The following is a 19,887-nucleotide window of genomic DNA, read 5'->3' on the forward strand; positions in this document are numbered from 1 at the left end:
CGGGCACCGTTGTATCGTGCGTGCTACCTCAGCCGTCGAAGCGGTCGGCCTTCACCGCTGCGATGAACGCGGCCCACTGGCCTGGAGTGGTGGTGAAGTATCCGGCGGCGCGGTCCTTCGTGTCGCGAACCGCGGCGCCGCTGCCTAACCGGCCCACCTCGACACAGGCGGAGCCGTTCACCGATCGGCTGGATTTCCGCCAGTTAACCGGCTCGTGCTGTACCGTCATTTTCCGCATCCAATCTGTTGATCACCTCGGCGATGAGCTCGGATGTGGCCTCCGGGCTCATCGCAACTTCTTCCACCTTCGCAGCCGCTTCCTGGTATGTGGCGACGTCGGCAGTTTCGTGGAGGAACAAGGAGGATCGTCGTGTCTCCAGCTGGACCGCTGGTGCAGAACCTTCGCCGCGCTCGACGATGACGAATGCGCCCTCAAGCCCTGGATGCCAGCTCACGCTCATCGGTACCACGCGCAGGTTGACGGTGGGCCACTCCATGACGTGAAGCAGCCACTGCAGTTGCTCGTGCATCACCTGCGGTCCGCCGATCAAGCGGTAGAGCGCGCTCTCGTCAACGAACGCGGACAGGCTGGCTGGCCTGCTGGTGCGCGTAATGACATCCCGTCGGCCAAGGCGAACCGCGACACGTGTTTCGATGTCGGCATCCGGAACGCCACCAGCGATCATGATCGCCCGCGCGTAGTTCCCGGTCTGCAGTAGGCCAGGAATCAGCATCGCCGAGACATCTGTGATCGCTGTTGCATCGCGTTCGAGTTCCAGCAGTGCGGCGGTCTGCCGTTGCTGTTCGGGCAGGCTGGTGGCCACCCAGTGCGAACCATCGGTGTCGCGCGCCAGCTCCACGAGCTCCTCGCGGAGCGCGTTGTCCGCGCCGAGTGCCGAGAGCACGGTGGCGACGTCGACAGGTCGTGGCGAGCGCTCGCCCTTCTCCCAACGGCCGATGGTCGTGTGCGAGAGGCCGAGCTTGTCGGCGAGTTGCCGAGCGCTGAGCCCCGCATCTTCGCGAGCGCGGCGAAGTTCGGAGCCGATCGCCACTGCTTTCGGGGTGGTGCCAGCCATGTGCCACAGGATAACGACGCCCGAGGTGGTGACTAGTTCGCCCGAAAGATGAATTGTGCCAACTGGCACCGGTCGATCATCCTGAATGTATCCAGTTGGCACCACGGTTCCGGCTGGGAGCAACTTACCGGACGGAGGTCGCCATGCCTGGATACAGCCCCCACCCGTTCCACTGGACTCCGGCTGATGGTCAGCGGCACGCGAGCGCTGACGCGCATCCGCCGGGTGCGTTGGTCTATCCGGACGGGACCGAGGTGACGACGTTGTGCGAGCGGACCGTGCTGGCCGAATCCGGCGATATGGCGTGGTTGTGGCCGACCTGCGCGGACTGCAACGCGGCGGCGCGGGCGCTGGTCGGGCTTCCGCCGTTGGCCGGTGAGCGATGAGCGCGGGGCGTCCGCAGCTCGCCTACTTGGCGCGCGGGGCGATTCTCGCGCTGGACGGCGCAGCTGCGGACCTGGAATCGGGGGAGTGCACGTCGTTCGAGCGCGAGCGGCTGGCGAGCTGCCTGGAACGGGTGGTCGGGGCGCTGCGCTCGGAGAACCCGGTCATCACCATTCGAGCTGAGAGGACAGATCGTTGATCATCGTGCTGGTCTCATCCCTGGCGGCCGTCGTTGCTTTCGCCGGTTGGTTGTCGGTGCGCCAGTTCGCCGAGCAGGGCAAGCACGCTGGCGCGGGCGTGGGTGCGTTGACGGTGCAGCAGCTGCTGGCCCAGATAGATGCCGAGGACGCGCGGTGGCAGGCATCGGTTGCGCGAGCCGGTGACGAGGGGCGATCCGCTCGACGACTCGGTGACGCAGCTGCTGCCGCGCGCTGAGACGGGGCTTCCGCTCGGCGACCCCGATCTGATGGCCAGGCATCCGTGGACGTTGCGCCGGATTCACGCCGGTCTCCACCGGTTGTAAGACCCGGCGAGGCCACCGCGTTCCCCTCCCAACCCGGTGTCCTCGTCGTCGGTGCCCGCGCCGTCGGCCCCCAGGCGGCAGCCGGGCACGCGGATGGTCGGGCGGGCACGCGCCCTCCCCGACACCGCCCGACCATCCACCTCGCCCCCGGCGCGACGCTGCCCTCAACCCGATCGCGCCGGGGGCGTTTCCCGGGAATCCGCCTGAGGTCTGGTGACCAGATGGCGCTGAGCGTCAGGGGTCTGCGCGAGGATCGCGACCATGGCGAGAACACTGTTCGACGGCGAGGTCCCGGTCCACTACGGACAGGTCTACGTCGAGAGCGGGGGCGAGTACCTCGATCTGCAGAAGTCCCTGGCCGGACAGCGCAACGGACTGCTCGGCGCCGCAGAACCCGGAGGCCTGTTCCTGATCACCGGCCTGCACACCGGAGACGTCGGCTTCACCGTCGAACTCCACGAACAAGCCCCACCGCTGGACGACACCTGGGAGGAGATCGTCGAGGCCTCGTACCAACCGGCGGGCGATGCCTCCCTCGTCAGCTGGGGAGGTGAGGCCAGCTGGCCGCTCGACCTGACCGAAACCGACTACCGGGCCCGCTACAGCGCACTCCGGATGGACGAGGCGAACGAGCTGGACACGAGGCTGAACGACGAACCGCTGGTCGACCGCTACCTCCTCCAGCTCTGGCCCGCCCCGCCCGCGCCGGACCGGATCCTCAAGCAGACCAGCGACATCGCCGCCTACTGGCACGGCGTCGCCGGAGGATGACCGACCAACGTCCTCAGTGGGCACGATGAGCGGAAGCCTCCCGCTCACCCCGGTCGATCAGGCCTCTTCGAGGTCGGACTCCTTCGCGTAGACCCAGCGGTGGTTGTAGGAGATCGGCACGTACGTCTCGCCGCCGATGACCACCTCGTGGTTGTTCGGGTCGTTCACACCGTCGTAGCCGACGTTGTAGTAGATCGCCCGGCTCGCCCGGCCCGCGACGTACACCTGGCCCTGGGGCAGCTCGTACGGCAGCGGCTTGATCACCAGGGGGTCGAGCCCGTCCGGGAACTCGTCGGCGTTCGGCAGCGCCATGCCGTAGGTCGGGATGCCGTCGCGGACCGGTGTCACCAGCTCGGCGTCGTCGGCCGGGGCGGTGTTCACCCCGCCCGGGTCGCGCAGCCACGCCTTCTTGCCGTCGAACCAGAGCGCCAGCCAGTCGCCCCGGCGCTCCGCGACCGCGTACTGGCGGCCGACGGCGGCCTTCGCCGACCAGTCGTCGATCTTGGTGGTGCCGGGCGAGCCGTCCGGGTGCACCGAGGGCGTGCTGATCAGCGGGGCGTCGTCGCGCGGCGCGGTGCGCAGGTAGAGGAAGTTCGCGGGCTGCGACGGCAGTTCCCGGCACTCCTCCTTCGGCGGGCACTCGGTCACCACCGGCCGGTTCGTGTCGAACCGGGGGAAGATCGTCACCACGTCGTCGCCGGTGTCGCCGTCCAGCGGGGCGCCGAGCAGGTTCATGTAGTGCGCCCAGTCCCAGTACGGGCCCGGGTCGTAGTGCTCGCCGCCCGCCTGCTCCGGCTTGTCCGCGCTCACCTCGTCGTGGCCCACGATGTGCTCGCGGTCCAGCGGGATGTCGTACTTGTCCGCCAGGTACTTCACCAGCTCCGCCGACGAGCGGTACATCTGCTCGGTGTACCAGGTGCCGCCCTCGGCGGCCCAGCCCTCGTGCTCGATGCCGATGGAGCGCATGTTGCGGTCCTAGCTGCCCGCGTGCCACGCCATGTCCTTGGTCGGCACCATCTGCGTGACCTGGCCGTCGGAGGAGCGGATCACGTAGTGCGAGGCCGAGCCGTGCGCCGGGTTCTGGAACGCCGAGATCGTCGACTGGTACGAGGTCTCGGTGTCGTGGATGACGATCGAGCTGATCCGCACGTCCTTCGGGCGGTTCGCGGTGTCGTAGTTGCCGTACCCGCCGGTCGGGTCCTCCGGGTCGGTCGGCGCGTAGGCGGCCGGGATGTACCGGCAGTCCAGCTCCTCCGGGCACTCCGGCTTCGGGGCGGTCCGCGCGGCGGTGGCGTCGACCAGACCGGTTCGGGACAGGTCGCGGTCCGGCACCACCTGCGGGATCTTCGCGAACCCGACCTGCTGGCCGGTCGACGTGGTGCGGCTGCGCCCGCTGTCGAGCACCTCGTAGACGGAGTCGGCGAACGACCTCGCGCCGCTGGCCTGCGGGCTGCCGCTGAGCTCCGCGACGGCCGGGTACCAGCCGCCGAGGGTGTTCGGCAGCTGGCCGCCGCCCAGCTGCTTGGCGCGTTCGGCCAGCAGCGCGGCACCGGCCCGGATGTTCTGCGCCGGGTCGCGCTTGACCTGCTCCGGCGGCAGGTCCACGAGCTCGGCGGCCTCGGCCAGCGTGTGCAGGCTGGGGTGGTCGGCGAGCTTCTTCAGCCGCGGGTTCTCGCGGCGCAGCTCCTCGAAGTCGACCTCCGTGAGGTGCATGGGGCCGTAGCCGCCCGCTCGGCTCTGCTCGCCGCGGTGGTCCTCCCACCTGGTGAGCTGGTAGGAGGTGGCCAGCAGCAGGGGCGCCGGGACGCCGAACTCGGCGGCGGCCGACTCGAAGGCCTGCTGCTCGGCGGAGCGGGGTTCGGTCGCGGCGGTGCCGACGGCGGGCTGGGCGGCGGCCAGCAGCCCGGCGGCCGCGACCGCCACCGCGGCAGCCCGCCACCAGTGGGGTTTCCGGGTGGTTAAGGTTCTCGATACCTCGCACATTCCATCGCGAACGTCCTCAGTGGAGGGAGGGCGTCACTCGGGCCGGTCTTCGGTGCTCACCTCGTGCACGGAACCCGAGCCCCGGAGGGTTCACCGGCGTGCCTTGACTTCGAGCGCTGTCGAGGTTCCACGATCGGTGCATGTCAGTGGAACAGGTGCTCAGCGGGTTGCAGCGGGCGTGGAACGCCGGTGATGCTTCGGTGTTCGCCGAGCACTTCGACGAGTTCGCGCGGGGCGGTGCCTAGCCGGTGATGCGCTCGACGGTGTCGAGGGCTTCGGACCAGGGGATGCCGGGCGCGCTCCCGCTGCGCGGTCCGTGCGCCGCGAACTGGTCGTCGAGCAGGAGGTGGACCTCGGCGGCGCGCAGGGCGTCCACGTGGGACTGCCAGGCCGGGTGCCGGACCTGCGTCGCGTTGATCTTCGGGAACACCACCACGGGCAGGCCCGGCGTGCCGATGGCCTCGCCGAGCGTGGTCAGGGCCTGGTTGTCGGCGATGCCGAGCGCGAGCTTGACGACGGTGTTCGCCGTCGCGGGGCACACCAGGTAGCAGTCGATGTCCGGGTGCGGCCGCCCCTCCCCGGGCAACCGCGGCTCGACCCGGCACGGCAACCCGGTGACCTGCGCGATCCGCTCCACCTCACCGATCTCCCGCAACCAACCACCGGCCGTCGGGGTCAACGTCACGGCCACCTGCCAACCGCGCTCGACGGCTGGCTCGACGAGCTCGGTCCGGAGCTTCTCCACCCCGCCCGCCGCGCAACCGATCACCCCGAGAGTCCGCATCGCCCCAGTATGCCGGAGCCCGTGCCGCCTTCCGCGTCCGTGAGCACTTTCCGGGGCTATAGCCCCACAAAGTGCTCACTGGCAGCACCGGAATTCGCTACGCCAGGCCTGCGGTGAGGTCGCGCATGCAGCGCACCGCGAGGTCCGCGACCGTCTGCTCCGCCGCGTCGGGGTCCATCGCGGCCCAGGTCTCGACCGCCACGCGGATCGCCGTGGTGGCCGCTGCTGCGGTCAGGCGGACCCGGAGGTCGGTCGGCTCCGCGCCGGTGCGCTGGGCGAGGAGCGGCAGCAGCTCCTGCTCCGAGTCCTGGTTCACCGTCGCCCACACCGCGCGCAGCGCCGGGTCGTCGGTCGCGGCGCGGAGGAGACCGCGGGTCCACGCGAGGGAGCCGACGTCGTCGGCGTCGCGGACGGTCATCGCGCGCTCCGCCGCCCGCTCCAGGGCTTCCGGCAGCGGGACGTCGCGGGGTGTTTCGGCAAGCAGGTCCTGCCAGCGCCGGGCGCCGAAGTTCAGCAGCGGCGCCACGGAGTCCTGCTTGGTGCGGAAGTAGCGGTAGAAGGTGCGGAGGCTCACGCCCGCCCGCTCCGCGATCGACTCGGCCGTCGTGCCGTCGGAGCCGCGCTCGGCGAACAGCGCGGCGGCGGCTCGGGCGATCTCCAGCTGGGTGGCCGCCTTGCGGCGCTCGGTGAGGCTCACACCCCCAGTCTAGGAACAAACTGCCTATGTGGCACGTTGTGCCATATAGACACGATGTGTCGACGAGGGAAGGGGACAGTCATGGAACGCTTCGCGGGACGCCGGGTGCTGATCACGGGCGCGGGCTCGGGCATCGGCCGGGCCACGGTGCAGCGGATCCTCGCCGAGGGCGGGCGGGTCGTCGCGCTCGACCGCAACGAGGAGGGGCTGGCCGCGACCGCGGCCGGGGCGGCGGAGAACGCCGAGCGCCTGACCACGATGGTGGTCGACATCGCCGACGAGGCCGCGGTGCGCGCGGGCGTGGCCGACGCGGTGGCCGAGCTGGGCGGGCTGGACGTGCTGGTCAACGCGGCGGGCGTCCTGCGCTCGGCGCACACCCACGAGACCACGCTGGAGTTCTGGAACGCGATCCTGCAGGTCAACCTGACCGGCACGTTCCTGGTGACCAGGGAGGCGCTGCCCGCGCTGCTGGAGTCCGGGCGCGGCGTCGTGATCAACTTCAGCTCGACCTCGGCGAGCTTCGCGCACCCCTACATGGCCGCCTACGCCGCGTCCAAGGGCGGGATCCAGTCGTTCACGCACGTGCTGGCCAGCGAGTACGCCAGCCGGGGCCTCCGCGCGGTCGCGGTGGCGCCCGGCTCGATCAGCAGCGACATGACCACCGGACGCGGACCCGGCCTGCCCGAGGACGCCGACATGAGCCTGTTCGCCAAGCTCTCCCCGGCGATCATGCGCGGCATGGCGCCGCCGGAGACCGTCGCGGGGCTGGTCGCCGCGCTGGCCTCCGACGACGGCGCGTTCGTCACCGGCACCGAGCTGCGCATCGACGGCGGAACCCACATGTGATCCGCCCGCGACGAGTTCTCGCCCGCCGACGGGTCAACCTGGGCAGGACGCGAAACTCAGGAGGAGCTGTGGGGTTTTCCGGAGCGAGGTTGGCGCGGTTGCGGCGCGTGCTGTCCGGCCACGTGGACAGCGGGGCGATGCCCGGCCTGGTGGCCGCGGTGAGCAGGGGCGGTGAGACGCACGTCGAGGTGATCGGCGCGCAGTCGTTCGGCGGCCCGCCGATGCGCCGCGACTCGATCTTCCGCATCGCCTCCATGACCAAGCCGATCACCGCCGCGGCGGCGCTGATCCTGGTGGAGGAGTGCGCGCTGCGGCTGGACGACCCGGTCGACCCGCTGCTGCCGGAGCTCGCCGACCGCCGGGTCCTGGCGAAGCTTGACGGACCGCTGACCGACACGGTCCCCGCGAACCGGCCGATCACCCCGCGCGACCTGCTGACCTTCCGCTCCGGCCTGGGCTACGTCCCGGGCGAACCGCCGATCTTCCAGGCGCTGGCCGAAGCGGGGCTGGCACCGGGACCGGGCAACCCGGAGCTGCCGGTGGCGGAGTGGATGCGATGCCTCGGCGAGCTCCCGCTGGCCCACCAGCCGGGCGAGCAGTGGCTCTACCACACGGGATCCGACGTCCTGGGCGTGCTGATCGAGCGGGCGGCGGGCCAGCCGTTCCCGGAGTTCCTGCGGGAGCGGATCTTCGACCCGCTGGGCATGCGCGACACCGCCTTCCACGTGCCCGCCGACCAGGCCCACCGGCTGACCGCCAGCTACGAAGCCGGTCCCTCCGGCGAGCTGGTGCTGCGCGACGACCCGCGCGCGACCCCGCCGAGCTTCCCGGCAGGCGGCAGCGGCCTGGTGTCGACCGTCGACGACTACCTGGCATTCTACCGGATGCTCCTGAACGGAGGCCGCAGCGGCCCGCACCGCGTCCTGTCCCGGGCGGCGGTCGAGCTGATGCGCACCGACCACCTCACCGAACACCAGAAGCGGCAGGCGGAACCGCTGCTGGACGCCGCAACCGGCTGGGCCTTCGGCCACGCGGTGATCACCCGCCGCACGGGCATGCACTCCCCGGGCACGCAGACCTGGTCGGGAGGCCTCGGCACGACGGCGTTCGCGGACCCGGCCGAAGACCTGCTCGGAGTCCTCCTCACCCAACGAGCCATGGACTCCGCCGGACTCCCCGGCCACTTCACGGACTTCACCACCACGACCTACCAAGCCCTGGACTGAGCGTCGTGAGCGCGCAACAGCGTCCAAGCACGGTTCCGCACTCACGCCGGGAACTCACACCCGGTGCTCGGGGGCCGCGCGGGTCCCGCCCCGGGCGACGTGGTCGAGCAGGGTCAGCGCGTCGTGGTCGGGGGTGCCCGGTTCGGCCTGGTAGACGATGATGCGCTGGTCCGTGCCGGACACCGCCAGCACCTCGTAGGTCAGCGCGATCCGGCCCACCGCGGGGTGGTCGAACTCCTTGACCCCGACGGACTTCGGCTGCACCTCGTGCCGCGCCCACATCGCCGGGAACTCCTCGCTCTTGACCGTCAGCTCCTCGACCAGCGCCCGCAGCCGCTGATCGTCCGGGTTGTCGCCGAAGGTCGCGCGCAGGTCGGCCACGGTGTTCTGCGCCATCTCGGCCCACCGCACCATCAGCGTCCGCGCGCTGGGGTGCAGGAACAGGTAGCGCGTGGTGTTGCGCCGCGAGGCGGGCCACTGGTCGATGCCCGAGAGCAGCGCCAGCCCGGTCGGGTTCGCGGCCACCACGTCGTTGCAGCGGTTCAGCACGTACGCGGGCGAGTCGAGCGAGTCGAGCAGCCGCAGCACGCTCGGGCGGACCGATTCGACCTCCGGCTGCTCCGGGGGCCGCGCGCCCGAAGCGTGCCGGGCGAGGTTGTGCAGGTGCTGGTGCTCGGTGGCGTCGAGCAGCAGCGCCCGCGCGAGCGCGTCCAGCACGGCATCGCTCGGGTGGCGCTCGCGGCCCTGCTCCAGCCGCGTGTAGTAGTCCGCGCTGATCCCGGTGATGGCGGCGACCTCCTCGCGCCGCAACCCCGGAGTCCGGCGCACTCCGGGACCGGCCGGAATGCCGACTTCGTCCGGCTTGCGGCGTGCGCGGCACGCCTTGAGGAAGGTGCCCAGCTCGGTGCTCACCTCCCGATGCTGCCACGAGCCCAGCCTGGGTGTGCCACACCCAGGAGAAGCGCGACCTGCCGCGCGGCGCCGAACCCGGCGACGATCGGAGACGACCGACGAACGGGAGGACGAGATGACGTTGCAGCAGGTTCAGCTGGGTTCCGGACCCGCGGTGGGCGCGCAGGGCCTCGGCTGCATGGGGATGAGCGAGTTCTACGGCCCCACCGACCAGGACGAGGCCCGGCGCACGCTGGAGCACGCGCTGGACCGCGGCGTGACCCTGTTCGACACCGCCGACATCTACGGGATGGGCGCCAACGAGGAGTTCCTGTCGCCGTTCGTGCGGGCCCACCGCGACCAGGTGGTGATCGCGACCAAGTTCGGCCTGGTCCGCAAGGCCGACGACCCGCACTACCGCGGGTTCCGGGGCGACGCGGCCTACGTCCGCGCGGCGGCGGAGGCGAGCCTGCGGCGGCTCGGCGTCGACGAGATCGACCTCTACTACATGCACCGCCGCGACCTGTCGGTGCCGATCGAGGAGACGGTCGGCGCGATGGCCGAGCTGGTCGCCGAGGGCAAGGTCCGCCACCTCGGCCTGTCCGAGGTGACCGGCGCCGAGATCCGCGCGGCGCACGCGGTGCACCCGATCGCGGCGGTGCAGAGCGAGTGGTCGGTGTTCAACCGCGACGTGGAGAACACGGCGGTCCCGGCAGCAGCGGAACTCGGTGTGGCCCTGGTCCCGTACTCGCCGCTCGGCCGGGGATTCCTGACGGGAGCCTTCGCGGCGGCGGAGCAGCTGTCGGACACCGACTTCCGCCGGAACTTCCCGCAGTACTCCGGCGAGAACGCGGCCCGGAACGCAGAACTCCTGCAACCGCTCCGAGAAGTCGCCGACCGCCACGGCGCAACGATGGCTCAGGTGGCCCTCGCCTGGCTGCACGCCCAGCAGGGCGGCGGCCTCACGGTGGTCCCGATCCCCGGAACCCGCCGCCGCACCCGCCTGGACGAGAACCTGGCAGCGGCGAACCTGACCCTCACCCCAGCAGACCTGGAAGCCCTGGAACCGATCTCAGCCCAGGTCGAGGGCACCCGCTACCCAGACATGACCTTCACCGCAGCAGCCCGCGAGTAACACCCGAGCCCCGGCAAAGCCCGGCCGTGCGTCGTGGAGGTGCCAGTTCCGCCTAAACCTGGCACCCCACCCGGTCAGTTACAGCCAAAACCGGCGCACCACCCCACGACGACTGAGCCAGAACCCTGCGAGGGGTGGTGACGTCCGCAATTTCGATTGAAATTGCAACACCACGCAAAGCAACAACCCACCGCTTCGAACCCAAACCCAACCACGCACGCAACGGCACCTCTCCCCACCAACCCACCCGGCTATCACCACCGATCCCCAGGCAAGAGAAGCCCCGCGCGGTCAACCCCCGGGTTCCGCCACGACCAGCCGCCGCGCCTCACCGAGGAGGTCGCAGGCGCGATGCCAGTCGCCGCTCACCGCGACCGCCACCTTCTCCACCCCCACCTCCGCGTACGCCGCCAACTGCTCCGCCACCTGCCCCGGGGTCCCGGCGACGACGCACCCCTGCGCCGCCTCGACCGAAATCCCGAAGGTGCCCGCGATCTCACGCGCCAAGCTCGGGCCCAACGTCGGGTCCGGCCGCTTGGTGAGCGCGCAGTGGACCACGGTCGCCAGCCGGGGCACCGGGCGGCCCTGCTCCTCGGCGAGCTCCCGGAGCAGGTCGGACTTGGCGCGGATCTCCGCCGGGCTCTGCAGGGCGGCCAGCCACCCGTCGCCGTACCGGGCCGCCCGGCGCAGCGCGGCGCGCGAGGTCCCGCCGATCCACACCGGCGGCGCGGGCGCCGCCGGGGCGAGCTGGGCGGTCGTCCCGTCCGGCAGGTCCGTCGGCTCACCGGCCAGCAGCGACGGCAGGAGCTGCAGGAACTCGTCGGTGCGCGCGCCGCGCGTGGTCGGGTCGAGGCCGACGGCGTCCCAACCGCTGTCGTGGTCGCCGACACCGACGCCGAGGTGCAGCCGGTCGCCGCCGGTCAGGTGCTGCAGGGTCGCGATCTGCTTGGCGGCGCAGACGTGCGAGCGCAGCGCGGGCAGGTACACGGCGAAGCCGATGTCGATGCACTCGGTCACCGCCGCCGCGGTCGCCAGCACCAGCATGCCGTCCAGCACCGGGACGCCGCGGGCCAGGTGGTCGCCGCACCACAGGGAGTCCAGCTCGGCGTCCACCGCGTGGTAGGCGGCCTCCCGGATCTCCACCTTCGGAAGCTCCACGTGCGGCAGGAAGATTCCGATGTCGATAGCCATCTGCTGCTCCTGGGGTCGCTGCTCCCCTCAGCGTCGGACTTGGAGCGCGCTGGAGGTCAAGAGCGGCACAACGACGGGATCGCCCGCGCGAGCCCCGTGGTGTGCAGGTGGTCCAGCCGCAGGTCGGTCCGGGTGCGGTTGAACGCCCCGGCCAGCCGACCGTTGCAGGACCGGTGCTCGCGCAGCTGCTGGGTGTCGCGCAGCTCCAGCAGGATCTCGTTGTTCAGCCGGTCGATGATCGGCCGCACCTCGCCCAGGTCGGGGCGGTCGGTCGGCTGCTCCTCGGGGTGCGCCGCCCAGTAGTCGTGCAGCGCGCGCTGCACGACCTTGCTGGCCTCGATCTGGTCGCGGAAGATCCGCTTCGACTCCGCCGGGTCCAGACCCAGCTCGACGGACTTGCGCGCCACCGCGTCGAGCACCTGCTCCTCGCGGGCGGGGTCGTCGATCGGCTGCCCGGTGCCCCACTTGGCCGCCGCCACCTGGTCGGAGGTCGCGACGCGCTCGGCGGCCGAGTGCAGCAGCGGGTCGAGCGAGCCGGGGTCGGCGTGCGCCGGGGTGGCGAGCGCGACGATGACGGCACCTGCGACGAGCAGCGATCGCACGGCGAACCTCCGGGTCGACGATCAGGCCGCGGAGCAGTATTGCCCACCGCGCCGCCCGGGGCCAGCTCGGTATTCTCGGCGCGGTGCTGATCGACCTCAGCGCGGACTGGTACCGCGCCATCGCGAGCTGGGCGGCCGGGACCCCGCCGTGGGTGCACCAGATCTCGTTGTTCGCGACGCAGGCCCTGCTCGCGGTGCTGGCCGCGCTGACCCTGCTGTCGTGGTGGCGCGCGGAGCGCCGACCAGCGCACCTGATCCCGCTGCTGGCCGGAGCCCTCGGCTGGGTGTGCGCCGAGCTGCTCAAGGACTGGATCCAGCAGCCGCGCCCGTGCCGCGTCATGCCGATCGAGACGATCAAGGCCTGCGCGGAGGTCAGCACCTGGTCGCTGCCCAGCAGCCACTCGGCGGCCGCCGCGGCGCTCGCGGTCGCCCTGGCCCTCCAGTGGCGGCGGATCGCGCCGCTGGCCGCGGCGATCGCCGTCCTGGAGGGCTTCACCAGGATCTTCATCGGGGTGCACTACCCGCACGACGTGCTCGCCGGGTTCATCCTGGGCGCGGTGCTGGCGGTGGTGTGCACGTGGCCCGGTTCGCGCGCGCGAAGTCGCGGAACGACCGCGCCGGACGCCCGGTGAGGTCCGGCACCGTCGAGGTGACCAGGTCCTCGGACCCGGCGCGGATGTCGACGTCCACGGCGGCCAGCGCGGTGGCGAAGTCCGCGGGCAGCCCGGCGGCGAACTGCCGGGCCCGCTCGTCCGGGGTGACCTCCTGGTGCCGGACCGGCCGCCCGGTGACCTCGGCGAGGATCGCCGCGGCTTCGGCGTAGCTCAGCGATTCCGGGCCGGTGAGCAGGTATTCGTCGGCCACCTCGGCCGCGGTGAGCACGACGTCGGCGACCGCGGCGATGTCGGCGGCGTCGATCCAGCCGACCCGGCCGCCGCCGGTGGCGGTGCGGAGCACGCCGCGTTCCCGCAGGTCCACGGCAACCGGATGCGCCCCGGTGAAGTTCTGCATGAACCCGGACGGCCGCAGCACGGTGGAGTCCGCCATCGCCGCCACGCGATCGCGCAGCTCGGTGAGCCCGGGCAGCACCGCCAGCGACCCGAGCAGCACCACCCGGCGCCCCTCGGCGGCCCGCAGGAACGGCTCGACCAGCGGCATCGGGTCCAGCACGCCGATCGGCGGCACCAGGTAGACCTGATCGGCGCCGTCCAGCGCGGGGCCGTGGGTCCGCGGATCGGACCAGTCGAACCGCACGTGGTCGGCAGAGGCGTCGGGGTGGCGGCTGGCGATCCGCACCGGAACACCCCGGTCGCGCAGCAGCGCCGCGAGCGGCCGCCCGGTGTTCCCGGTGCCGCCGGTGATCAGCACAGTGCCGCCTCTCCGCGATTTTTCAGTGGTGGTTGTGTTCGGGGTCGATCTCGCGTTGTGCGGTTTCTTGTGGCTGGGTTGCATCACGGCCCCCTGAGGTGCGGTTGGGCAGGACTCGGCACGAGGGGCTGTCATGCGCTTCCCGCCGCTCGCGCGGCCTGCACCGGGCTCCAGTAGTCGCGCAGCTCCGCGAAGGCGCCGTCGCGCACCACGAACACCGAGACGTAGCGCATCTCGTAGTCGGCACCGGTCGCCACGGTCCGCCCGTGCGCGGTGAACTCGACGACGATCGTCGCCGGATCGGCGGTCCGGTGCACCAGGACCGACGGGAACGCGGTGATGTCCATCCGCGCCGGGTACTCCGCCAGGTACGCGCGCAGCTCGTCCCGCCCGGTCAGCCGCGCCGGAGTGGTCTCGGCGAACGGGAACTCGACGGTGCAGTCGGGGGTGAACAGGTCGACGAACCCGTCCATGTCCTTGGCCAGCAGCAGGTCCAGAGCCCGCTGGAACAGTTCTTCCACACCGACCAGGTTTCCGCCCGCCGACCGGCGTTGGCAGGGCCGACCTCGCCCCGGACCAGCAGTCCGTGGCTCGGCGGGCCGGGGTCGTGCCAGGCTGGCGGGGTGAACAAGCTCGACCTGGCCCAGTTCCTGCGCCACCGCCGGGAGGCCCGGCGGCCCGCGGAGGTCGGTCTGCGGGTGAGCGGACGCCGCCGCACGCCGGGGCTGCGCCGCGAGGAGGTCGCCTGGCTGGCCGGGGTGTCGACGAACTACTACGAGCGCCTGGAACAAGCCCGCGCCCCGCGCCCGTCCACCCAGGTGCTCGCCGCGCTGGCCAAAGCGCTCCGGCTGACCGAGGCCGAGAGCGAACACCTGGCCCGCCTGGCCGGACAGGCCCCACCGGTGCGCGACGAGCAGGTCCCGGACGGAGTGCTGCGCCTCCTGGACCGGCTGGGCCCGGTCCCGGCGTACGTCGTCGACGAGCGCTACGACGTGGTCGCGTGGAACGCGCTGGCGGCGAACCTGATCGCGGACTTCTCGGCGCTACCACCGGAAGACCGCAACGTCCTGCGCATGTCGATGAGCAGCGACCGCTGCTCGTCGCCGAACGACGAATTCGCCAGGCAAGCGGCTGCAGACCTCCGCCGAGCCGCGGCCCGCCACCCCGACGACGCCCGCCTAGCGCAGCTGACCAGCGAATACGCCGACTTCAACGCAGGCTTCGCAGCGTCCTGGACGGACCACGAAGTCCAACCCCGCCCAACCCTCCGCAAGCACATCGACCACCCCGACCTGGGCACCCTCGAGCTGGAAGCCCAGATCCTCCAGTCCCCGTCCAGCCCCCACCGCCTGATCTTCCTGACAGCGGAACCAGGAACCCCCACCCACGAAACCCTGACCCAACACCACCAGCCACCACCAAACCCCGAGCGCCGAACCTCACGCGATTTCGATTGAAATCGCTGCACCACGCAAAGCAACCACCCACCGCTTCGAACCCGAACCCAACCACGTCCCCAACGGCACCCCTCCTCACCAACCCCACCCGGCTATCACCACCCAACACGCAGCAGGACCGGCACGCCGACGCGTGCCGGTCCCGCTGACCCCCAGTCACCGCTGCGGAAGCCGATAAGCCCAGTTCCAGGCCGCCTCCAGCGGTCCGCGCTCGAAGCGCCGCAGCCACCACGCCGACAGCGTCATGAACGACGCGCAGATCGCCGCCCAGGCCAGCAGCACCCACCACGGCCGGGCCCAGTCGAACCGGGTGGCCAGTCCCAAACCCCAGCCGTAGCACAGGATCGCGGCCACCAGGTTCTGGAAGACGTAGCAGGACAAGGCAGTTCGGCCGACCGACGTCAGGCCTCGGCGCAGCACACCGGGTTCGCCGCGCATCGTCGTCAGCACGGTCGGGATCAGGCCGAGCAGTCCGAGCGCGATCAGCGGCGGGAGGATGTAGCGGTCCACCATGAACCAGCTCGGTCCGGCGAAGGTGGTCACCAGGTTCAGCGGTACGCCGATGCCGAAGCCGAACAGCATCAACCGGTTCCGCAGCTGCTGGCGGTCGACGTCGAACACCCCGGCGCGGTACAGCCGAGCACCGGCCAGGAACAGCAGCGTCGACAGCGGGATGACGAAGATCGCTTCGGCGCGGAAGGCGCCCCACTCGGTCAGCCGCGCCGAGACCTGCTCCAGGTAGCTGCCGTGCGAGTAGCGGTCGGTCGGCGGCATGTCCATCGACACGTTGCCGTGCAGCATCCCGACGGTGGTCAGGCCGATGAACGCCACGTGCACGGTGCCCATCGCGATCATCCAGCCGCGCTGCGCGCGATCGCTGCGGCCGATCAGGTGGGCGACCAGGACGGAGGTCACCGCGTAGCTCATCAGCACGTCGTACTCGAAGATCAGCACGTAGTGCAGCAGGCCCTCGGTGAACAGCAGCCCGGCCCGCCACAGGTACCAGCCGGGCCACCTGCCGCCGCGCCGCCGCGCGGAGCGGTACTGCAGCTCCAGCCCGATGCCGAACAGCAGGGTGAGCAGGGCGAGGAACTTGCCGTTGGCCAGCCAGCGCAGTGCCGCCTCGACGTGCGCGACGCCGCTGTCGAGCGTGACGTTCAGGGCGGCGGCCGGGCCCTGCGGGTTGGTGAAGATCCAGATGTTGGTGCCGAGGGTGCCTAGGATTGCCACGCCGCGGATGACGTCGAGTGCGGCTATTCGCGTCGTGGCGGGTGCCTGGTGCAGAGCTGTCACGGGTTCCCCAGTTGGTCGGAAGCTTCCGTCGATGACGGAGGGTTACGATGCAAGTGCATGGTAAACGGCTGATCGCCGGTTTTGCAATGCAGTTGCATTGGAAAGGTTGGTGACGTGCCGAAACAGGTCGATCACGAGGCTCGACGCACCCAGATCGCCGAGGCGCTGCTGCGCCTGGCCAGCTGCGGCGGCCTGGAGGCGGTGAGCCTGCGCGACGTCGCCGCCGAGGCGGGCATCTCGATGGGCGCGGTGCAGCACTACTTCAAGAGCAAGGAGCAGATGCTCCTGCACGCGATGGACCACGTGACCAAACGCGCTGGTGAGCGCATCAGAACGGCGCTGATGGCGCGTGGCCGCCGACCGTCCGCGCGGGAGATCGTGCGCACCGTGATGCTGGAGATGCTGGCGCTCACCGAGGACAGCCGCATGGAGTTCCTGACCCACCTGGCGTTCTTCATGCGCGCCCTCGGCTCACCCGAGCTGGCCGCCATGTACCGGGAGTGGTGGCCGGAGCTGGAGCGCTGGCTGGCCGACGAGCTGCGCGCGGCCCAGGAGACCGGCGAGCTCCCGCCCGACCGGGACCCGGCCCGCGAAGCGGAACTGCTCCTCACCGTCCCCGACGGCCTCTCGGTGGGCCTCCTCCTCGGCCACCGCACGGGCGACGGGGCGATCGCCGCGATCGACTACTACCTGGACCGCCTCTTCGGCACCGCAGAACCGTCCTGACCAGTCCGCTGATTCCCGCGAGTCCGACGGACATCGGACGCCCGATGTCCGTCGAACTCGTGGTGCAGATCGGCCCGGTCCAGCGGGATCCGTCATCTTCCCGCCGCCGACCGGGGCCTTCCTGGTCAGTTGTCCGCGTGCTGGGTGTGGAACTTGAGCTGATCTCGGACCAGGCGGACGCGGTCCACGTTCGGTTGGTCGACGGTTGCGAGCAGGTCGACCGACTCGCCCGTGCCGTGCACCGTTCCGCGGGGGCCGGGGAAGTAGCCCTCCGGCGTCAGCGTGGACCACACGTCGTAGCGGCATCCCGCCGTCATGAGCATGAGCTTGTTCGGCTCCAAGTGGTTCAGGCGGACGTTCATCATCGCGTTGAACAGGTTGGTGCTGCTCGCGCGGAACGTGCCGCTGGGGGTGGCGATCTCGAAGAAGACTTCTTCGCCGACCACCCACCACTTCGCGTTGGCGGTGAAGGCACTGCGTTCCGGGTGGTCTGGGCGGTCGCCGAAGAGGACGACCTGGCGGGTGACCGGAACGCCTTGCGGGAACTGCGTCGGGGTGTGCATGCGGGGCTGTCCAATCTGGCTTCGTCGTCAGTGGCCGAAGCGCTTGAGAATCGCTCTTTCCTTGGCGAGGAGCTTGTTCATGTCAGCGTTGATCTTCTCCCGCTCGGCGAGCGGTGGGCCTTCGTCAAGCCGTGCGGAGAGGTTCGCCTTCTCCCATTCGATCTTTTCGAGCTGGGCCTTCGCCCACGCGTCCAGTTCCCGAGGACCCGGATCGTCCACCGGACTGCGGTCGGGTTCTGGGGAGTCCGGTTCAGGCGCGTCGGCTCGGTCCGGCGTCGGGTCGGCCTGGGGTTCTGGTTCCGGGGCCCAGTCGCTGCCCTTCGGACCGAACTCGTGGCCGTCGTAGGGCTCGTACCGCGGGCCGACGTCGGGGTTGCGGACTGGTGGTTCGTAGTCCGGCCAGGCCCACGGCCCAGCGTTGGGGTGCGGCAGGTCGTCCAACTGCCCAGCTCCGGCCTTGCGCATGTCGCCGAAGAAGTCCATCACCTTGCCGGCCGCTTGGCGGCCCAGCGAGCCCACGGTGCTCCCGCCGCCGGTCGCCAGGCCTGCGGCCACTTCCGGTGCCAGCTTCCCGGCGAAACCGAACGGGTCCTTGGTGAAGCTGTCGATCCCCGCGCCGAGCATTGCTTTGCCGGTGCCGATGGGGTCGGTTACGAAGGCCTTGCCCGCTGCGAAGGTGCTGGCGACCAGGTTGCCCATGTTCTCCGCGTACTGCGACGGGTGCGTCAAGTTGTACGGGTCGAACGGGGTGATCGCGCGGAGCTGCTGGATCATCTCCAGGCCGCCTTCGAAGCTGCCGCGCCAGAAGTCGCCGACAGATTCGGCGACGTTCTGGCCGATGTCCCCCAGCGCGCTGCCGAGCAGGGTCAGCGGACCGGGTTGCGGTGGTGCTTCGTCGGCCGCCTTCAGCAGGACGCCCGCTGCCTTCTTCGCCGCCTCTTCGACCTGGTTCTTGGCGTCGTCGAGGGCGGCCTGGGCCTGTTGGCGGGCCGCCGCACCGGGATCTTCGAACGGGCCGGTGGCGTCGGAATTCTCGTACTGCGCGAGGGCCCGTTCGCTCTGCTTTTCCGCCGCTTCGAGGTCCGCGCACGCCTGCTCCGCCTGGCGTTGTGCCCAGGCCAGCGTGTCCCGGTACTGCCGCAGCGCGTTCGCGGAGTTGGTGAAGGCGTCCGCCGCGCGGAACCACTTCGGCGGTTCTTGCTGGTAGTAGTCCTGGAAGGCGTCCGCGGTGGCGCCCCGCCAGCCGTCGGTGCTGATCTTCTGGAAACCCTGCCCGGCGTTCTCGAACGCGGTGCCGAGCTTGGTCATCGTGGTCAGGGTTTCGTCGATGGCGGGCAGCTCGCCGGGCACCTCGTCCTTCGGGTTCGGCGCCATCAGCCACCGACCCTGGTGTTGGCGCCGGAGTCGTTGAGGACGTGGGACACCGCCTGCTGCGGGAGGCCCTCGGGCGTCAAGTTCACCGCGAGCTGCTCGATGGACTGCTGCGGAGCGGCGTTGAGATCGGCCATCGGGTCGTCGCCCACGGCGACCACGATCTTCTTGAACGCGTCGAGCGCTGCCTGCTCGGCCTTCTGGTACTCGGTGCGCGTGTCCGACAGCGCCGCCGCAGCAGCAGCGCCTTCCTCCACCAGGAACTTCACGCCGTAGTTCCACTTGCCGCAGAACTTGCGCAGCGCTGAGGCCAGCAGGGCCGACCCGGCATCGACCTCGCTCAACGTCATCATGGCCACGCCGTGGCCGTCGTTGCCCAGCTTCTTCACCGGCCACGGAAGCTCGGCCTCCAGCGCGGCGATCGCGTCGTTGACGCCCTGCGACGCCTTGCCCAGCGCTTCCAGATCGACTTGGAATCCGTTGTGATCCCCCACTTACAGCGTCCCTCCCCAAGCACGCAGCACAGGTCTTTCGTACGGCGACATCGCGGCCACCGGCCGTTCCGGCTGGTCGCGATCCACTGCGATCGATGAGGGGGTGATGCCGCGCAGCGCGGGCAGCGCCACGCAGTGCTCTTGCGCCGGATCCAGCAGCACGCCGGTGCCCGGCGGCATCCCGGGCAGGTAGCCGTCCAGCAGCCGGGCACCGGTCAGCAGCAGGTACTCGACCTCGCCGGTCTCGCCGCGCTGCAGCCGGTACCGGGCGAGGAAGCTCAGGTCGGAGAACACCGGCAGCCACGGGACGTCGTCCACGTGCACCACGGGCACGGTCGGTGGCTCGGACACGCATTCCAGGTACACGCCCGCACTGCGGAACGTCGCCACCAGATCTTCCGGTCGTTCCAGGGTTCGGCGGAACCGCAGCGCTTCCCGGACGATCGGCGGGTGATCCAGCATGGACATCGCCGTGGACACACTTCCCCCCGGAGTTGTTCGATCAC

At 70.7% G+C, this 19,887-nt stretch carries 24 protein-coding genes and 1 pseudogene; 10 read left to right on the forward strand and 15 right to left on the reverse strand.

What is annotated here, in order from left to right:
* Positions 1-28 precede the first annotated feature (28 nt).
* Together F1721_RS26400 and F1721_RS26405 are read right to left on the reverse strand one after the other, a co-directional pair.
* Positions 29-229 carry a DUF397 domain-containing protein gene (locus tag F1721_RS26400; RefSeq protein ID WP_150069485.1) on the reverse strand — a complete coding sequence of 67 codons (201 nt, stop codon included), beginning with the start codon at positions 227-229 and terminating at the stop codon, positions 29-31.
* Positions 204-1,076 (reverse strand): helix-turn-helix domain-containing protein, encoded by an 873-nt coding sequence (locus tag F1721_RS26405; RefSeq protein WP_150069486.1) that lies wholly within the window; start codon positions 1,074-1,076, stop codon positions 204-206. The genes F1721_RS26400 and F1721_RS26405 overlap by 26 nt, the downstream gene beginning before the upstream one ends.
* A 143-nt stretch (positions 1,077-1,219) precedes the next feature.
* On the opposite strand from F1721_RS26405, the gene F1721_RS26410 reads away from it, so the two are divergent.
* The 4 genes from F1721_RS26410 (at position 1,220) to F1721_RS26425 (ending at position 2,754) form a co-directional block, all read left to right on the forward strand.
* Positions 1,220-1,462 (forward strand): HC3 family zinc finger protein, encoded by a 243-nt coding sequence (locus F1721_RS26410; protein ID WP_150069487.1) that lies wholly within the window; start codon positions 1,220-1,222, stop codon positions 1,460-1,462.
* Positions 1,459-1,659: a hypothetical protein gene (locus F1721_RS26415; RefSeq protein WP_150069488.1), complete on the forward strand. Its 201-nt coding sequence runs from the start codon at positions 1,459-1,461 to the stop codon at positions 1,657-1,659. The genes F1721_RS26410 and F1721_RS26415 overlap by 4 nt, the downstream gene beginning before the upstream one ends.
* A complete protein-coding gene (locus F1721_RS26420; protein ID WP_150069489.1) occupies positions 1,656-1,895 on the forward strand; it encodes a hypothetical protein in 240 nt (79 codons plus the stop codon). Before F1721_RS26415 ends, F1721_RS26420 begins: the two co-directional genes overlap by 4 nt.
* A gap of 349 nt (positions 1,896-2,244) precedes the next feature.
* A complete protein-coding gene (locus tag F1721_RS26425; protein ID WP_150069490.1) occupies positions 2,245-2,754 on the forward strand; it encodes a hypothetical protein in 510 nt (169 codons plus the stop codon).
* 57 nt (positions 2,755-2,811) lie between these two features.
* On the opposite strand, the pseudogene F1721_RS26430 reads toward F1721_RS26425, so the two are convergent.
* The 3 genes and pseudogenes from F1721_RS26430 to F1721_RS26440 form a co-directional block, all read right to left on the reverse strand.
* Positions 2,812-4,737: pseudogene (locus F1721_RS26430) on the reverse strand (N-acetylmuramoyl-L-alanine amidase).
* A 241-nt stretch (positions 4,738-4,978) separates the two neighbouring features.
* On the reverse strand, positions 4,979-5,521 hold the full coding sequence (locus tag F1721_RS26435; RefSeq protein ID WP_150069491.1) for a flavoprotein: 543 nt from the start codon (positions 5,519-5,521) through the stop codon (positions 4,979-4,981).
* A gap of 97 nt (positions 5,522-5,618) precedes the next feature.
* Positions 5,619-6,218, reverse strand: a complete 600-nt coding sequence (locus F1721_RS26440; protein WP_150069492.1) for a TetR family transcriptional regulator — start codon at positions 6,216-6,218, stop codon at positions 5,619-5,621.
* Positions 6,219-6,299: 81 nt separating this feature from the next.
* On the opposite strand from F1721_RS26440, the gene F1721_RS26445 reads away from it, so the two are divergent.
* Both F1721_RS26445 and F1721_RS26450 read left to right on the forward strand, forming a co-directional pair.
* A complete protein-coding gene (locus tag F1721_RS26445) occupies positions 6,300-7,064 on the forward strand; it encodes an SDR family NAD(P)-dependent oxidoreductase (RefSeq protein ID WP_150069493.1) in 765 nt (254 codons plus the stop codon).
* A gap of 68 nt (positions 7,065-7,132) precedes the next feature.
* On the forward strand, positions 7,133-8,290 hold the full coding sequence (locus F1721_RS26450) for a serine hydrolase domain-containing protein (protein WP_150069494.1): 1,158 nt from the start codon (positions 7,133-7,135) through the stop codon (positions 8,288-8,290).
* 54 nt (positions 8,291-8,344) lie between these two features.
* Here the strand turns inward: F1721_RS26450 and F1721_RS26455 are convergent, their stop codons facing one another.
* Positions 8,345-9,202, reverse strand: a complete 858-nt coding sequence (locus tag F1721_RS26455; protein ID WP_150069495.1) for a helix-turn-helix transcriptional regulator — start codon at positions 9,200-9,202, stop codon at positions 8,345-8,347.
* A 115-nt stretch (positions 9,203-9,317) separates the two neighbouring features.
* Between F1721_RS26455 and F1721_RS26460 the strand changes: the two genes are divergently transcribed.
* Positions 9,318-10,316 carry an aldo/keto reductase gene (locus F1721_RS26460; protein WP_150069496.1) on the forward strand — a complete coding sequence of 333 codons (999 nt, stop codon included), beginning with the start codon at positions 9,318-9,320 and terminating at the stop codon, positions 10,314-10,316.
* Positions 10,317-10,607: 291 nt separating this feature from the next.
* Here the strand turns inward: F1721_RS26460 and F1721_RS26465 are convergent, their stop codons facing one another.
* On the reverse strand, positions 10,608-11,507 hold the full coding sequence (locus F1721_RS26465; protein ID WP_150069497.1) for an LLM class flavin-dependent oxidoreductase: 900 nt from the start codon (positions 11,505-11,507) through the stop codon (positions 10,608-10,610).
* A 56-nt stretch (positions 11,508-11,563) separates the two neighbouring features.
* Complete coding sequence (locus F1721_RS26470; RefSeq protein ID WP_150069498.1) at positions 11,564-12,109, reverse strand: chorismate mutase; 546 nt, start codon at positions 12,107-12,109, stop codon at positions 11,564-11,566.
* A gap of 83 nt (positions 12,110-12,192) precedes the next feature.
* Between F1721_RS26470 and F1721_RS26475 the strand changes: the two genes are divergently transcribed.
* Positions 12,193-12,741: a phosphatase PAP2 family protein gene (locus F1721_RS26475; protein ID WP_170301608.1), complete on the forward strand. Its 549-nt coding sequence runs from the start codon at positions 12,193-12,195 to the stop codon at positions 12,739-12,741.
* On the opposite strand, the gene F1721_RS26480 is transcribed toward F1721_RS26475, so the two are convergent.
* Positions 12,653-13,477, reverse strand: a complete 825-nt coding sequence (locus F1721_RS26480) for a Rossmann-fold NAD(P)-binding domain-containing protein (protein ID WP_150069500.1) — start codon at positions 13,475-13,477, stop codon at positions 12,653-12,655. The genes F1721_RS26475 and F1721_RS26480 overlap by 89 nt on opposite strands.
* 131 nt (positions 13,478-13,608) lie before the next feature.
* Positions 13,609-13,998, reverse strand: a complete 390-nt coding sequence (locus F1721_RS26485) for a nuclear transport factor 2 family protein (protein ID WP_150069501.1) — start codon at positions 13,996-13,998, stop codon at positions 13,609-13,611.
* Between the two features lie 102 nt (positions 13,999-14,100).
* On the opposite strand from F1721_RS26485, the gene F1721_RS26490 reads away from it, so the two are divergent.
* Entirely contained in the window at positions 14,101-14,934 is an 834-nt protein-coding gene (locus F1721_RS26490) for a helix-turn-helix transcriptional regulator (protein WP_150069502.1), read from the forward strand.
* Positions 14,935-15,090: 156 nt separating this feature from the next.
* On the opposite strand, the gene F1721_RS26495 is transcribed toward F1721_RS26490, so the two are convergent.
* Entirely contained in the window at positions 15,091-16,173 is a 1,083-nt protein-coding gene (locus tag F1721_RS26495) for a DUF418 domain-containing protein (protein ID WP_246155323.1), read from the reverse strand.
* Between the two features lie 168 nt (positions 16,174-16,341).
* Between F1721_RS26495 and F1721_RS26500 the strand changes: the two genes are divergently transcribed.
* On the forward strand, positions 16,342-16,953 hold the full coding sequence (locus tag F1721_RS26500; protein ID WP_150069504.1) for a TetR/AcrR family transcriptional regulator: 612 nt from the start codon (positions 16,342-16,344) through the stop codon (positions 16,951-16,953).
* Between the two features lie 125 nt (positions 16,954-17,078).
* Here F1721_RS26500 and F1721_RS26505 read toward each other — a convergent pair whose 3' ends face one another.
* The 4 genes from F1721_RS26505 to F1721_RS26520 are packed head-to-tail and all read right to left on the reverse strand — an operon-like array spanning position 17,079 to position 19,849.
* On the reverse strand, positions 17,079-17,516 hold the full coding sequence (locus F1721_RS26505) for a hypothetical protein (RefSeq protein WP_150069505.1): 438 nt from the start codon (positions 17,514-17,516) through the stop codon (positions 17,079-17,081).
* A 27-nt stretch (positions 17,517-17,543) separates the two neighbouring features.
* Positions 17,544-18,890, reverse strand: a complete 1,347-nt coding sequence (locus F1721_RS26510; protein WP_150069506.1) for a putative T7SS-secreted protein — start codon at positions 18,888-18,890, stop codon at positions 17,544-17,546.
* Entirely contained in the window at positions 18,890-19,381 is a 492-nt protein-coding gene (locus tag F1721_RS26515) for a hypothetical protein (protein ID WP_150069507.1), read from the reverse strand. Before F1721_RS26515 ends, F1721_RS26510 begins: the two co-directional genes overlap by 1 nt.
* Positions 19,382-19,849, reverse strand: a complete 468-nt coding sequence (locus F1721_RS26520; RefSeq protein ID WP_150069508.1) for a hypothetical protein — start codon at positions 19,847-19,849, stop codon at positions 19,382-19,384.
* Positions 19,850-19,887: the final 38 nt, after the last annotated feature.

Source organism: Saccharopolyspora hirsuta (assembly GCF_008630535.1).
GTDB lineage: Bacteria > Actinomycetota > Actinomycetes > Mycobacteriales > Pseudonocardiaceae > Saccharopolyspora > Saccharopolyspora hirsuta.

Excerpts from the sequence above, each read along its gene's own strand:
- F1721_RS26400 (WP_150069485.1), bottom strand. The coding sequence starts at position 229 with ATGACGGTACAGCACGAGCCGGTTAACTGGCGGAAATCCAGCCGATCG.
- F1721_RS26405 (WP_150069486.1), bottom strand. The coding sequence starts at position 1,076 with ATGGCTGGCACCACCCCGAAAGCAGTGGCGATCGGCTCCGAACTTCGC.
- F1721_RS26410 (WP_150069487.1), top strand. The coding sequence starts at position 1,220 with ATGCCTGGATACAGCCCCCACCCGTTCCACTGGACTCCGGCTGATGGT.
- F1721_RS26415 (WP_150069488.1), top strand. The coding sequence starts at position 1,459 with ATGAGCGCGGGGCGTCCGCAGCTCGCCTACTTGGCGCGCGGGGCGATT.
- F1721_RS26425 (WP_150069490.1), top strand. The coding sequence starts at position 2,245 with ATGGCGAGAACACTGTTCGACGGCGAGGTCCCGGTCCACTACGGACAG.
- F1721_RS26435 (WP_150069491.1), bottom strand. The coding sequence starts at position 5,521 with ATGCGGACTCTCGGGGTGATCGGTTGCGCGGCGGGCGGGGTGGAGAAG.
- F1721_RS26445 (WP_150069493.1), top strand. The coding sequence starts at position 6,300 with ATGGAACGCTTCGCGGGACGCCGGGTGCTGATCACGGGCGCGGGCTCG.
- F1721_RS26460 (WP_150069496.1), top strand. The coding sequence starts at position 9,318 with ATGACGTTGCAGCAGGTTCAGCTGGGTTCCGGACCCGCGGTGGGCGCG.
- F1721_RS26465 (WP_150069497.1), bottom strand. The coding sequence starts at position 11,507 with ATGGCTATCGACATCGGAATCTTCCTGCCGCACGTGGAGCTTCCGAAG.
- F1721_RS26505 (WP_150069505.1), bottom strand. The coding sequence starts at position 17,516 with ATGCACACCCCGACGCAGTTCCCGCAAGGCGTTCCGGTCACCCGCCAG.
- F1721_RS26510 (WP_150069506.1), bottom strand. The coding sequence starts at position 18,890 with ATGGCGCCGAACCCGAAGGACGAGGTGCCCGGCGAGCTGCCCGCCATC.
- F1721_RS26520 (WP_150069508.1), bottom strand. The coding sequence starts at position 19,849 with ATGTCCATGCTGGATCACCCGCCGATCGTCCGGGAAGCGCTGCGGTTC.